The sequence below is a fragment of the Paracraurococcus lichenis genome (assembly GCF_030657435.1).
In the GTDB taxonomy this organism is placed as follows: domain Bacteria; phylum Pseudomonadota; class Alphaproteobacteria; order Acetobacterales; family Acetobacteraceae; genus Paracraurococcus; species Paracraurococcus lichenis.
This window is the reverse complement of the sequence record NZ_JAUTWS010000035.1, coordinates 52,021-65,218: the sequence shown is the minus strand read 5'-3', so window position 1 is coordinate 65,218 and position 13,198 is coordinate 52,021. Positions and strand designations below refer to the sequence as shown.

Annotated in this window: 12 protein-coding genes; 5 read left to right on the top strand and 7 right to left on the bottom strand. The window is 70.2% G+C overall.

Annotated elements, in window-relative coordinates; translation table 11 throughout:
• Both Q7A36_RS26165 and Q7A36_RS26160 read left to right on the top strand, forming a co-directional pair.
• A partial coding sequence (locus Q7A36_RS26165) for a sensor histidine kinase (RefSeq protein WP_305106714.1) occupies nt 1–604 on the top strand: 604 nt, incomplete at its 5' end.
• Nucleotides 604–978, top strand: coding sequence for a response regulator (locus tag Q7A36_RS26160; protein ID WP_305106713.1), 375 nt, complete (start codon nt 604–606; stop codon nt 976–978). The genes Q7A36_RS26165 and Q7A36_RS26160, both read left to right, overlap by 1 nt.
• A gap of 124 nt (nt 979–1,102) precedes the next feature.
• Here Q7A36_RS26160 and Q7A36_RS26155 read toward each other — a convergent pair whose 3' ends face one another.
• From Q7A36_RS26155 to Q7A36_RS26130, 6 genes are all read right to left on the bottom strand, one after another.
• Entirely contained in the window at nt 1,103–2,218 is a 1,116-nt protein-coding gene (locus tag Q7A36_RS26155; protein ID WP_305106712.1) for a methyl-accepting chemotaxis protein, read from the bottom strand.
• Between the two features lie 20 nt (nt 2,219–2,238).
• Nucleotides 2,239–2,670: a hypothetical protein gene (locus Q7A36_RS26150; protein ID WP_305106711.1), complete on the bottom strand. Its 432-nt coding sequence runs from the start codon at nt 2,668–2,670 to the stop codon at nt 2,239–2,241.
• A 7-nt stretch (nt 2,671–2,677) separates the two neighbouring features.
• On the bottom strand, nt 2,678–3,049 hold the full coding sequence (locus Q7A36_RS26145; RefSeq protein ID WP_305106710.1) for a response regulator: 372 nt from the start codon (nt 3,047–3,049) through the stop codon (nt 2,678–2,680).
• A gap of 580 nt (nt 3,050–3,629) precedes the next feature.
• Nucleotides 3,630–6,800, bottom strand: a complete 3,171-nt coding sequence (locus Q7A36_RS26140) for a bifunctional diguanylate cyclase/phosphodiesterase (protein ID WP_305106709.1) — start codon at nt 6,798–6,800, stop codon at nt 3,630–3,632.
• A 512-nt stretch (nt 6,801–7,312) separates the two neighbouring features.
• Nucleotides 7,313–7,648, bottom strand: a complete 336-nt coding sequence (locus tag Q7A36_RS26135; RefSeq protein WP_305106708.1) for a hypothetical protein — start codon at nt 7,646–7,648, stop codon at nt 7,313–7,315.
• The gene (locus Q7A36_RS26130; protein ID WP_305106707.1) at nt 7,645–8,661 is read right to left on the bottom strand and encodes a TauD/TfdA family dioxygenase; all 1,017 of its coding nucleotides are present in this window, start codon (nt 8,659–8,661) and stop codon (nt 7,645–7,647) included. The genes Q7A36_RS26135 and Q7A36_RS26130 overlap by 4 nt, the downstream gene beginning before the upstream one ends.
• Nucleotides 8,662–8,780: 119 nt before the next feature.
• Between Q7A36_RS26130 and Q7A36_RS26125 the strand changes: the two genes are divergently transcribed.
• From Q7A36_RS26125 to Q7A36_RS26115, 3 genes are all read left to right on the top strand, one after another.
• Nucleotides 8,781–9,563: a class II aldolase/adducin family protein gene (locus tag Q7A36_RS26125; protein ID WP_305106706.1), complete on the top strand. Its 783-nt coding sequence runs from the start codon at nt 8,781–8,783 to the stop codon at nt 9,561–9,563.
• 137 nt (nt 9,564–9,700) lie between these two features.
• On the top strand, nt 9,701–11,176 hold the full coding sequence (locus tag Q7A36_RS26120; RefSeq protein WP_305106705.1) for a protein adenylyltransferase SelO: 1,476 nt from the start codon (nt 9,701–9,703) through the stop codon (nt 11,174–11,176).
• Between the two features lie 98 nt (nt 11,177–11,274).
• Complete coding sequence (locus Q7A36_RS26115; RefSeq protein WP_305106704.1) at nt 11,275–11,676, top strand: DUF6481 family protein; 402 nt, start codon at nt 11,275–11,277, stop codon at nt 11,674–11,676.
• A 102-nt stretch (nt 11,677–11,778) separates the two neighbouring features.
• Here the strand turns inward: Q7A36_RS26115 and Q7A36_RS26110 are convergent, their stop codons facing one another.
• Entirely contained in the window at nt 11,779–13,194 is a 1,416-nt protein-coding gene (locus Q7A36_RS26110) for a TolC family protein (RefSeq protein ID WP_305106703.1), read from the bottom strand.
• Nucleotides 13,195–13,198: the final 4 nt, after the last annotated feature.

The window sequence follows — 13,198 nt, the reverse complement described above, 5'->3', positions numbered from 1 at the left end:
CGCGGAAGATGGCAGGCCGCACCTCGACATCGTGCTCGACTGCACGATGAAGGCCAGGCAGATCATCGCCGACCTGCTGGCATTCTCGAAGCCGACGGCGCGGGATGTCGAGATCCTCGATCCGGTAACACTGATCGATGAATGCCTGCGTCTGGTGAGGCAGGCCGTTCCCATCAATATCGTCATGACAGTACAAACCGATGGTTGCCTCCCGTCGATCGCGGTAAACCGCACCTCCTTCGTACAAGTCATTCTCAATCTTGTGACAAATGCGGCTGCGGCAATGAGCGGCACCGGCACGCTGACAATCTCGATGGACGAGCACGTGGTTGAGCCGGAGCCCTTTTCCTCCGACCCCTGCAAGCCGACCCACTTCGCCCGGCTGCGCGTGACCGACACCGGCTGCGGCATGAGCAAAGAGATCCTGGACCGCGTCTTCGAGCCGTTCTTCACGACCAAGCCGATCGGGGACGGAACGGGCCTTGGGCTCCCCGTGGTGTACGGGCTGGTGCAGGAAATGCATGGCACGATCTCGCTTGCAAGCGAGTTGGGCCGCGGGACCACGGTGACGATTCTCATACCCAGCCATGGCGGGACTCAATAATGTCAAGCATACTTGTTATCGAGGATGTCCTGCCGGTGCTGGTGTCCCTCAAGATCGTCTTGCAGGGAGCGGGCCACGAGGTCGCAACCGCCCCGAATGGAGTGGCTGGCCTCGAACTGCTGAAGGGGGCCGACTTCGACCTTGTCGTCACGGACATCTGGATGCGCGGATCGAGTGGCACCGATGTGATACGCGAGGGAAGGAAGCTGGCGCCGCGGACGCGCTTCCTTGCCATCACCGGCGGCGATCCGAATGTGTCCGGGCAGGGGAGCCTCCTGCGCCCCGACAACTACGGCGCAGATGCCCTGATGCTGAAGCCGTTTGAGAAGGAGCAGTTGCTGAGCCTGGTTTCGCGGCTCCTCGACCGGGCCTAATGAAGCGGGCTCTCCGTCACGGAGAGAGGCGCAACGCTGCCTGGAGCCATGTCAGATCGGCGAGACGGTACCGACTTCGCTCCGCCTCGCCGGATCTCATCCTGCCGGGCGGCGCTTCGGAGCGTCAGGCCGGTACCCCGACCGGCAGCATGCCATTCCCCACGGCATGCAGCTTCTCACTCATCTCGCTCATGAGGCCGTCCACCGTCTTCGCGGTGTCCAGCACCAACTCGGCAAGCGAGCCGCTATTGGCAGCGATCTGGGCCGCCTCTCGTATTTCGCGTGCCAGATCATAGACCGTCCCGTGCATTGCATCGAGGCTGGCCTTGACCTGCGTCGTGAGCGTGTCCTGCCGGGCTATGGCCTGGCTGATCGTATTGCTCGCGCTGTCGACGGATGTCACGGTCGCAACAAGGCTTTGCAGTGCGGCGACACTTGCCTGCACTGTGCCCGTCAGCTCCTCCAGCTTGCTGTTGATGACCGTGGTCGCCTCGGCCGTCTGGTGCGCGAGCTGCTTGACCTCGCCTGCCACGACTGCGAAGCCGCGCCCCGCCTCGCCTGCCCGCGCTGCCTCGATGGTGGCGTTTAATGCCAGCATCCGTGTTTGCCGCGAGATGTCGCCGATCGCGGCGAGGATCTCTGACATGCTGCGCGACAGCTCTGACATGGTTTCGATGGACCGACGCGTCGTCACAGTCTGCTCGGCCGCCGCCCTGATCGTGGCGATCGAATTGCGGACCTCCGAAGTCACGAGGTCGATTGATCCGGTCAGTTCCTCGCCGTAGCTCTTGAGTTGCTCGATGTCGGATTCCGCCGTGACGGCGCGGCCGATGGAAAGCCTGAACTGCTCGCGCGCCTGACTGGATGCCAGTGCCATCTCCTCGGCCATCTCGCGCATCTGCTGGTTTTCATTGAGTGCGGAACGGACCGATGTGTCCACCTCGTTGATGATGACCGAGCCGAACAGCCCGAGCGCCGTCTCGAGGTCGCGCGGCGTGCGGGTCGGGGCGAGCGGCGAGGTGACGATGCCAGGCCCGATCACCTCTGCAGGGTTGATGCCGGGCGGTGTGGCCGCGACCGGCTCCTCCGGCCTCGGGCGCTGCCGCCGCTCAAGCATGATGACCAGCATCGCCAGGACCGATACCGCGGCGCCGAGGAGCGGAGCCGTGACCGGCAACACGGCGGCCGCCAGCCCGGCGGCAACACAAGCGGCGAGGCACAGTCTGGTGGCGTGGTACATCCTTGGCGACGACGGAGCAGTCATGATTTGCCGCTACTTCCAACGATCGCTTCGTGCACTGCGAGCTGGTCCTGGCTCACGTAGAGCTTGGCAAGCTGCTCGATCGTGAGGGCTCCGCCGGTGGCGCTCATGTGCTCGAGCGCCGTGACTATCCCCTCCACCATCTGCCGCAGCAAGTCCGCTCGCTGGGACTGAACGAAGGCGAGTTCATCCAGCGTGTTTCCGAGTGTCGTTGCCGCCTCGCATGATCCGGCGAGGTCGGCCTGAGGGGCAGCGCCCTTATCCGCGAACTGCGTGAGCAGGGCGGCCTGCCGGGTGAGTGCGTCGGCCGCCTGCCAGAGCAACTCGACCTGCGTCGTGGTGGTGGCCACGATCCGGTCCCGCAGCGCCTCGGTTTGCGCCGCGAGTACGGCGAAGACGGCGGGCTCCTGGCCCGGATGCTGGTTTTTCATCAACGCTTCAGCCCCGCGGAAGAAGTTGCTTGAGGGTCGCCACCAACACTTGTGGGCCGGTCGGCTTGGTCAGCCAACCCGACGCTCCCACGCCACGTAGATTATCCATTTTCTGCTGGGACGACTCGGTTGCAAGCACCACAGTTGGCGTGAACCTGGTGCTCGGTAGTTGGCCTGCCTGCTTGATGAAGCCGAGGCCATCGAGTACGCGCATATGCATGTCGGTGAAGATGATCTCCGGCTTGGAGCCGCCCTCGAGCTTGGCGATGGTGATTTGGCCGTTCGCGCATCCCTCGACGGAGAAGCCTGCCTTCTGGAGGATGCGGCTGGTGCTTGCCAGCATCATGCCCGAGTCATCCGAGGTCAGGATGGTGTTCACCAGATGCTTTCCGAGTAGGTGTTGGGCCATGCGTTACTGGGAGTGCGCTGTCCGCCTCACGGACGTCGCTTTCGGCTGCAGAAGCAAACTCACTCACATTCCTGCTGACATTCCTAATGCCACTGCGATGTGCCGGGCAGGAGATGTTTTATTGTTCGTGCCTCTTTCGGCGCCGCATCCCAGACCTCAGCGGTGACCACGCTTTCAATGCCGCCACCGCAGGCATTGCAGGTCACTTGGCAAACAGTGGCCGAGGATTTGTGGCGGTGTTCCCAACCTGGTAGGAACAATGCTGTTCAGTGTCGGTCCGAGAAGTTCAGACGCCGGTGCCGAGCCTTCGTGGCACGGGGCGGTAGCCAGGGCGGATTCCCAGGCATGGCTGGCTGGTCAGGCTGGTGCAACGGCCTGACGGGTGAGAGCTGTGTGGCGATCCGCACCGGCTCGGGGGGTGACCACCAGCCGGTCGATGCCGATCGCTGCCAGATGCGCCGCCCAGGCAGCCTCGTCGGCAATAATCTTCGTCGGATGCGCCGCGAGTTGGCCCGGCTTGCAGCCAAGGCCGCCATAGCTGCGTTGCTCTCTACTCGGCTGCGGGCTCGACCTTGGCGTCCCGCTCCAGTCGGTCGAGCAGGCCGGGCACCTCGGCAGCCGGTCTCGGCTTGCTGAACAGGTAGCCCTGCGCCTCCTGGCAGCCCTTGCGCAGGAGGGCGGCGAACTGCTCCTCGGTCTCGACGCCCTCGGCCGTGGTGGTCATCTCGAGGCCGGCGCAGAGATCGGTCACCGCGCGCACGATGGCATTGCTCTGGCGCGACTGCTCGAGCCCGCGGGTGAAGCTGCGGTCGATCTTGACCTTGTCGAAGGGGAAGCGCTGGAGATAGCCGAGCGAGCTGTAGCCGGTGCCGAAATCGTCCATGGCGATGCGCACGCCGAGCGCCTTCAGCCGGTGCAGGGTGGCGAGCGTCGCCTCGGTATCCTGCAGCATCACCGTCTCGGTGATCTCGAGCTCCAGACGTCCCGCCTCGAGGCCAGAGGCCTCCAGCGCCGCCGCCACCGCATCCACCAGGCCGCGGCTGGCGAACTGCACGGGCGAGAGATTCACCGCCACCTTGGGCGCGCCGGGCCAGGACACCGCCTGCCGGCAGGCCTGAACGAGGACCCACTCGCCGAGCGGGACGATGAGGCCGATCTCCTCGGCGAGCGGGATGAAGGCATCCGGCGGCACCAGGCCGCGCTCCGGGTGACGCCAACGGATCAGCGCCTCGAAGCCGCTGACCCGGCGCGAGGCGACGTCCATGATGGGCTGGTAGAACAGCTCGAATTCGTTGAGGACGAGGGCACGGCGCAGGTCCATCTCCAGGCCCCGGCGCAGTTGCATGCGGGCGTCCATCTCCGCCTCGAAGAAGCGCCAGCGCCCACGTCCATCGGCCTTGGCCCGGTAGAGCGCCATGTCCGCGCCCTTGAGCAGCGTGTCGGGATCGAGCCCGTCCTGCGGCGCGACCGCGATGCCGATGCTGGTGCCAACCACGACCTGGTGATCGTCCAGCTCGAAGGGCTTGCGGATGGCGGCGACGAGACGATCGGCCAGCGCCGTGGCGTCGCCGGGACGGTCCACATCGGCTTCAATGATGGCGAACTCGTCGCCGCCGAGGCGGGCGAGGGTGTCGGTCTCGCGCAACTCGTGCTGCAGGCGGGCGGTGACGGCGCGCAGTAGGGCGTCGCCGATGGGGTGGCCGAGGGTATCGTTGACCTCCTTGAAGCGGTCGAGGTCGAGGCAGAAGACGGCGAAGCCCTCGCCGCGCTGCGCCCGGGCGATGGCCGCGTCCAGCCGGTCGCGGAACAGGCTGCGGTTGGGCAGGCCGGTCAGCACGTCGTGCTGCGCCAGATGCGCGATGCGCGCCTCGGCTTCCCGCCGCTCGGTGATGTCGATCACCACCCCGAGCGCGCTCAACGGCTGCCCCTCGGGGTCGGACTCGACGCGGGCCCGCACCTCGAAGTGCCGCAGGCTGCCGTCGCGCGGATCGCGGCTGCGGTAGTCGATGGCAAGGTCCGTATCGCGGTCGGTCGTGACGCGGCCGATCTCCGCGAGGATGCGCGCGCGGTCCTCGGCCAGCACCGGGGCCAGCCATTCCTCGGGCGGCATGGGCACCTCGCCCGCGGGTAGGCCGCACATGGCCCGGGTCTCCGCGCCGCATTGCACGCTGCCCGCGGCGAAGTCATAGCGGAAGCTGCCGATGCGGCCGATCTCGAGGCTGAGCCGTATCAGCGCCTCGGCCTCGCGGTTCGCGGTGACATCGATGACGACGCCGACCACCTGTGTGGTCTTGCCCTCTGCGTCGTACTCATGGCGGGTGCGACACTCGATATGCCGTACCTTGCCGCTGACCGCATGCCGGATGCGGTAGTTCAGGGCGGCTGTCGGCAGGCGCTGGGCGAAGATTTCACCGAACTGGTGCAGGATGCGTTCCTGATCCTCGGGAAGGAGCAAGGCGAGCCAGGTCTCGAACGGAACAGGCGCGCCATCGAGCGGCATTCCGAGGAGGGTGCGCGCTTCCGGCGCGAAGTGGACGTCTTCCCCCGCGGCGATATCGTGGCTGAAGGTGCCGATATGGCCGATCTCCATCCCGAGACGCAGCAGCGCCTCGCTGGCGCGCAGCGCCTTCTCCTGCTCGGCCAGGGCGCGGGCAGCCCGCTCCCGCTCATCGGCGAGGGCGAGCTTTGCCTCGGCCTCGGCATGGGCGGCCCCGAGATGCCGCAGCGCCCTGCGCTGCCGGTCGTGGCGATTGGCCAGCAGGATGGCGGCGAGGATCAGCCCTTCCAGCAGCAGCAGGCCGAGTCCGAGCCGCCGCGCCTCCCGGTGCCAGGGCGCCAGAACCCCTTCGGAGGTGCGCGTCGCCACGACATAGAGCGGGTAGGCCTGCGCGACCTGGGCGCCAAGGATCCGCTCCATGCCGTCCACCTCGCTCCGCGCCCGCAGCGCCGTGCCTTGCCCGGCTTGCGGGAGCCTCTGGTGCAGGGGACTGCCGGCTGTGGAACTGCCGATCCTGTTCTCGACCCTCGGATAGCGGACGAGCAGCACGCCGTCGCGGCGGTGCAGCGCGATCGAACTCGACGCGTCCAGGGCAACGCTGCCGAAGAAGCCTTCGAAGTGATCGAGCGTGATCACCGCGACGAGAACGCCGAGAAATTGGCCCTCCGCCGAGGTAACGCGTCGCGCGACGAAGAGGCTCCAGACGCTGTCGACGGCATTGCGCAGCGGAACGCTCAGGTAGTTGTCCTGCTCGGGATCATCGGCGATCGCCCGGAAGTAGTCGCGCTCGGCGACCGCGACGTCGGGCGCAGGCCAGACCCTGTTGGTGGCAAGAGTCCTGCCCTTGGCATCGGTCAGGAAGACGGTGCGGACCATCGGCAGCGCCGCTGTGCGGGCGCGCAGCGCGGCATGGACCGCACGGTTGGGGACGGCGTCGGCGAAGCTATCCGGCTGGTCCAGGCCCTCGGCACGGAGCCATTCCAGGATGCCGGTCTGCATCATTTCGACCGAGCGGAAGCTGTCCTGCACCGAACTCGCCAGCACCAGGGAGAGGTTGCGCACCTCGCGCTCGGCGTCGCGCAGCGCCGCCTCCCGCTGCTGCATGAGATAAGCGCCGGTGCCAACCGCGAGACCCAGGCCCAACACGAGACCGAAGACCCCACGCCAGATCGAAGCGTGGATGCGGGACGCGAATTGCTGCACCAGGGCGGGCAAGGAACGCATGGATCACCGGAGGTAACGGGCGGACTTGCCCGTCCGCGTTATCGTTCTCCCGGCTCCACGCCGGCAATCGCTGCAGTGCCTCCAGACGCGCTGGCCATGCGAAGTGCGATCCGCCCGAGTTGCGACTCCGCAATGCGCCCATGGCGCGTCTCGGGCTCAGGCGCGTCGAACAGGTCGAGGGCGGTGCCGTCCGGTCTTACCAGGCGCCAGCCGCGTCACCACGCCCCGGGCACGCCGGGGGTGGCGAAGGGACGGGCGAGGCGCTCGAAGAGCACTCGCATCGGCTCCGCGCCCGGCCTGATACGGGTCTGTCACGCCAGTCTGCCCGGTCCTCCGGCATTGGCGGGGCGCTGGCGATCCAGCGCCACTCGTCGAAGCAGAGCTTCGGCCCGCAGACATGCCGCAGCCGGCGTTCCGCCTGTCCGAAATCGGCGTGGCGGGAGGGCACCACCCGATGGCCCGCAGTTCTGGGCTCGGATACCGCGGTGACGTGGAAGCGCTTGCGGCAGAGGCTACAGGCGCTGTCCACCTACGGGCGGATGCCATTGGGCGGCAATCGCCTCGCCGTAGCGCAGCGCGGCATGCCGCCCCTCCCACCTCCTTGTCTGGGCATGGCCGATGGCGACGATACCGGGTCCCTGATGCCGTGCCGCAGCAAGCTTGCTGGGTTGCGGTGCCATCCCTTCGGCGCAACGCCACGCCGTCCGCTCCGGCTCGGCGAGGATCGCGGCACTGACCAATGCGTTCAACGGCGGCAGCACCTCGGGCGGCGTACCGGCCGCGACGCGAAATCCGGCGCATGGGCGAGCGACGCCGCCAGTGCCGCGACGCACGCGGCGGCGCATCACGCCGGCAGCGGCGCCGTCTCCGGCGCCAGCCGCGCCGGGATGCCGTCATGCTCGCCGAAATCGGGCGCGAGCGGCCGGCGCGGCTCGACCGTCAGCCAGAGCCGGACCATCAGCCGGCGCTTCTCCGGCTCCGGCCAGTCCTCGAACTCCGTCCGCGCATGCGTGGTGACGTAGTTGTTGCAGAACTGCATGTCCCCGGGCTCGAGCATCATGTCGAGCCGCATGTCCTCCCGCGCCGAGAGGTTCGACATCAGGTCCAGCGCCTCGCGCTCCTCCTCCGTCAGCGGCACGCCGCGGCGCTGCGCCCCGGTCTCGATCGGGTTGCGGATGAAGCGGCAGGAGAGCACGCCCCGATGCCGGCTGAAGACCGGGATCGGCCGCGGCGTCACCCCGTCCGGGTTGTCCGCCGCCTCGCGCTCCGAATAGTGGAAGCCGCGATAGAGGATGGACAGCAGGTCCGGCCGCGTCCGCAGGATCTCGTTGTGCACGGCCATGGTGCTGACGACCGAGGACAGCCCGCCCTCCTTCGCCCGCCGCTGGCAGAGCAGCCCGACCAGGTCGCAGCGGTCGGTGTGGAAGTCGAGCCGCGCCTTGGTCTGGTACCCCCGCGTGTTCGCCGAACCATAGGTGCGGCCCTGATCGAAGACATGGCCGAGCATCTCGCCATGCGAGTTCTGCGACACCGCCATGCCGAGATGCATGCCGAGGCCCCAGAAGATCGCCTCCCGCTCGGCCTCGGAGAAGCGCTCCGCCGGCAGGCCGCGCACCACGAAGAAGCCGCGGCCGGTCTGCGCCTCGGCCAGCCAGGCGGCGAGGCGCGGCGCCAGCACGGGCAAGGGGAAATCGGCGCGGGTGATGGACGTGGTCGGGAGGCCGCGCGCCTGGACGCCGCGCAAGGCCCGCTCGAGCTCCGCGATCTCCGCCGCGGTCAGGGTGCCGATCCAGCCTGGATCCTGCGCGATCTCCGCGCCGCGCCAGGCGCTGGCATCGGTGACGGGGGCGTATTCGCTCATGCTGCCGTTTCCTTCCATCCCGGAGGGTCGGACCTTTCCCCGCCCGGCGCAACACCCCCCTTCAAGCCCCCGCGGAAGGCTGGTTCAATGGCCGGCAAGAACGTCCAGGAGCCCCGCCCATGACCGCCCATGCCGCGCTGCGGATCGCGCCGATCCGCGCCTCCGTCCCGAAGGCCGAGTGGCAGGCCCGCCTCGACCTCGCCGCCTGCTACCGCCTCTGCGAGCAGTACGGCATGTCGGACATGATCTACACCCACATCACCGCCCGGGTGCCGGACAGTCCCGGCCACTTCCTGATCAACCCGAATGGCATGCTGTTCGGCGAGATCAACGCCTCGTCGCTGCTGAAGGTGAGCGTCGAGGGCGAGGTCCTCTACAAGCCCGACCTGCCCTATGGCCTGCACCCCGCGGGCTTCACCATCCACAGCAGCATCTACCGGGCACGGCCGGACGCCATGGCGGCCATGCACACCCATACCATCGCCGGCATGGCGGTTTCCGCTCTGAAATGCGGGCTGCTGCCCATCACCCAGACCGCGACGCGCTTCTATGGCCGCATCGCCTATCACGACTTCCGCGGGCCGGAACGCGATCCCGCCGAGCGCGAATCGCTCGCCCGCAGCATCGGCAGCCGCAACGCCTGCATCCTGCGCAACCACGGCCTGCTCACCTTGGGCGAGAGCGTGCCGGAGGCCTTCATCGCCATGTGGGGGCTGGAGCGCGCCTGCCAGGCCCAGCTCCAGGCCATGGCCTGCAACACGGAGCTCGAGATCCCCTCGGACGAGGTGGTGGCGAAATCCTGCGCCATGTACGACCCGCCGAACAGCCGGCGCTACGGCTTGCTGGAATGGCCGGGGCTGCTCCGGAAGCTGGACGCCACGGACCCGTCCTGGCGGGACTGAGCGCCCCGATGACCGGAGCGCCGAAGGTCACGGGAGGTCTGGGAGCCTGCTGTCAGTTCGGAGCCGCGCCGCCCCACCCTTGCCATTGCCATCCCGCCGCCCGATCTGCCCCCGACCGCCCCCCGGAGCCCCGCCGCATGGCCCTCTTCGCCTTCGACAACAGCTACGCCCGCTTGCCCGAGCGCTTCCATGTCCGCATGCCGCCGACGCCCGTCGCGGCGCCGCGCCTGGTCCGCGTCAACCACGGGCTGGCGGCGCTGCTCGGGGTCGATGCGGCGGCGCTGGAGAGCCCGGAGGGCGTCGCGGTGCTCGCCGGCAATGCCGTGCCGGAGGGGGCGGAGCCGCTGGCCCAGGCCTATGCCGGGCACCAGTTCGGCGGCTTCGTGCCGCAACTCGGCGATGGCCGCGCCATCCTGCTCGGCGAGGTGGTGGGCCGGGACGGGGTGCGGCGTGACGTCCAGCTCAAGGGCTCCGGCCCCACGCCCTTCTCCCGCCGCGGCGATGGCCGCGCCGCGCTCGGGCCGGTGCTGCGCGAGTACATCGTCAGCGAGGCGATGTTCGCGCTCGGCATCCCGACCACGCGGAGCCTCGCCGCCGTGACGACCGGTGAGGCGGTCTACCGCGAGACGGCGCTGCCCGGCGCGGTGCTGACCCGCGTCGCCGCCAGCCATCTCCGCGTCGGCACCTTCCAGTATTTCGCCGCGCGGCAGGACGTGGAGGGGCTGCGGACCCTCGCCGACTACGCCATCGCCCGGCACTACCCCGCGCTGCGCGAGGCGGCGGAGCCGCACCGTGCCTTCCTCGGCGCCGTGGTCGAGGCGCAGGCGGGGCTGGTCGCGCAATGGCTGCTGGTCGGCTTCATCCATGGCGTGATGAACACCGACAACTGCACCATATCGGGCGAGACGATCGACTACGGCCCCTGCGCCTTCATGGATGCCTACGACCCGAAGACGGTGTTCAGCTCCATCGATGCCTATGGCCGCTATGCCTATGCCAACCAGCCCGGCATCGCGCACTGGAACCTGACGCGGCTGGCGGAGACGCTGCTGCCGCTGCTCGCGCCCGAGCAGGAGCCGGCGATCGAGATCGCCAAAGCGGAACTGGCACGCTTCGCCCCCACCTTCGAGGCCGCCTGGCATGCCGGGCTGCGCCGCAAGCTCGGTTTCCTTGAGGCGCGCGAGGAGGACCTGGCACTGGCCGAGGACCTGCTGGCCCGCATGCAGGAGAACGAGGCGGACTTCACCCTGACCTTCCGCGCCCTGGCCGGCGCTGCCGAGGGTCCGGCGGGCGATGCGGCGGTGCAGGCGCTGTTCAGGGACCCGGCCGCCTGGGAGGCCTGGGCCCTGGGCTGGCGCGCCCGGCTGGCCGAGGAAGCGACGGCGCCCGCCGCCCGCGCCGCGGCGATGCGGGCGGCGAGCCCGGCCATCATCCCGCGCAACCACCAGGTGGAGGCGGCGATCGCCGCGGCGGTGGAGCGCGAGGACCTGCGCCCCTTCGAGGCGCTGCTCGACGCCGTCGCCTGGCCCTTCGAGGACCGGCCGGGCCTCGAGGACTATACCCTGCCGCCGAAGCCGGAGGAGCGGGTGCTGCAGACCTTCTGCGGGACGTGAGGCGGGCGAGCGCTGCGCGTCCGATGCAATGCTCCGGTCATCGAATGTATCCGACCGCATGCTTGTGCCGGGCCGGCCGGTCGCTGTAAGGTTGTGGGATGCGATCCTACGACCAAACCAACTTCAATGACCGCCTGAAGACCGCAGCGACTGCGAAGCAAGCCATCCTGGAGAAGTTCCGCGCGCGGCCGGCGGCGGACGACCCCGCCGTGCTGGAGCGGCAGGCGGCCCTGAAGGCCATCGCCGAGGCCCGCGAGGCCCGCGCCGCCGAGCGCAAGGCCGCCCGCGCGGCTGAGGCCGAGCGGCTGGCCGCCGAGAAGGCGGCGCAGGCCGCCCGGGAGGCCGAGGAGGCCGCCCAGGCCCTGGCCCTGGAAGCCGAGCAGCAGGCCCGGGCCGAGGCCCTCGATGCCGAGAAGAAGGCCCGCGCCCTGGCGCTGGCGGCCGAGCAGAAGGCCGCCCGCGACGCCCGCTACGCCGCCCGCAAGGCGCGCCGCCGCTAGAGCCTTTCTCCGGCGTGCCACGGCGCGCCGGAGGGTTCGGCTCCTTGCCTGACTGAGCGAGAATGACGGCGCCCGGGTGGACCAACCCGGGCGCCGTTTTCGTCATCCCCTCGGCGCCAGGCCGAGCGCCTGGTTCAGCCGGCTGCGCGCGCGCCCGGCCTCGACCTCCGCCCGCGCCTCGACCGCCGCCGCCTCGATCTGCAACTGCCGCACCCGGAAGAGGTCGAAGGCGCCGATCTCGCCGCTGCGGAAGGCGGTGCGCGCGGCGGTGAGCTGCTGCTCCGCCACCGCGCGCCGCTGCGCCGCGAGCTGCCGGTTGCGCCCCGCCGCCGCCAGCCCGAGCCGCGCCAGGCCGATCTCGCCCTCGATCACCCGCCGCGCCTGGATCAGCTCGCCCTCGGCCCGCGTCCGCTCGGCCTCCGCATCCGCCCGGCGCGGGGCGTTGCGCGCCTCGGTCGGCAGCGGGATGCGCACGCGCAGGCCGAGCGAGGTGCCGTTCTCCGTCGCCGGCCCGCCCTGGCCGCGGGTGAAGAGGCCGAGCTCCGGATTGTCGATCGGCGTCGCCCGCACCAGCCGGGCGCGCGCCTCGGCCGTGGCCAGTGCCGCTTCCGCCGCGCGGATCGCGGGATGGGGCGTGGCCTCGCCCAGCGCCGGCTCCGGCCGCGCCCCGGCCATGCCGGCCGAGGTCCCGGGGGGGAGCAGCGCGGCCTCGCTGCCGCCGGTGAGCGTGCGATAGGCGGCGCGTGCCGCCTGCACCGCCGCCTCGGCGCGCGCGAGGTCGAGCTCCGCCGCCAGGGTCTCGTTGCGGGTCAGCAGCGCCTCGGTCTCGGCGATGTCGCCGAGCTCCACCCGGCGCTGCACGTCGCGGCCGATGTCGCGCGCGGTCGCCAGCCGGTCGCGGGCGACGCGCAACTCGCTCTCGGCCGCGCCCACCGCCCAGTAGGCGTCGCGCAGCAGCCCGGCGAGCTCGAGCCGGCGCAGCGCGAGGCGCCGTTCCTGCTCCTCGACGCCCGCATTAACGGTGCCGGCGAGGGCGCTGCGCTGGCCCGGCAGCCAGAGCGGCGCGCCGAGCTCCACGTCCCATTCGTTCGCCAGCCGCGGCCCGCGCGTGTCCGAGCGGAAGGAGGAGCCGATGGCCGGCGAGCCGGCGATGGGCGAGCGGACCTGCGCGTCGCGCGAGCGCACCGCCTCCCGCTGCCCCTGGATGGCGCGGGCGACGGCGTCGATCGAGAGCGCCGCGTCGAGGTCGCGGGCCAGCGCCGCGCTCTCCATCGGCGGCGGCCCTGACGGCGGCGGAGGCGCGCGGCGGGCCCGCGGGGGCGGCGGCGGCTCCTCGCGCGGCGGCGGGGCGCGGCGCGGCGCCGGGGTCGGCGGCCGCAGGACGGGGGCGGGCGGGTTCACCTCGGGCGGGACCGCGAGCGGCGGCCGCGACAGGGGCGTCTGTTGCGCTGCCGCATCGCGCTGGCCCGCGGCGAGGAGCGCCGCGGCGCAGGCCGCGGCCAGGAACAGTCTCGGCATGGTC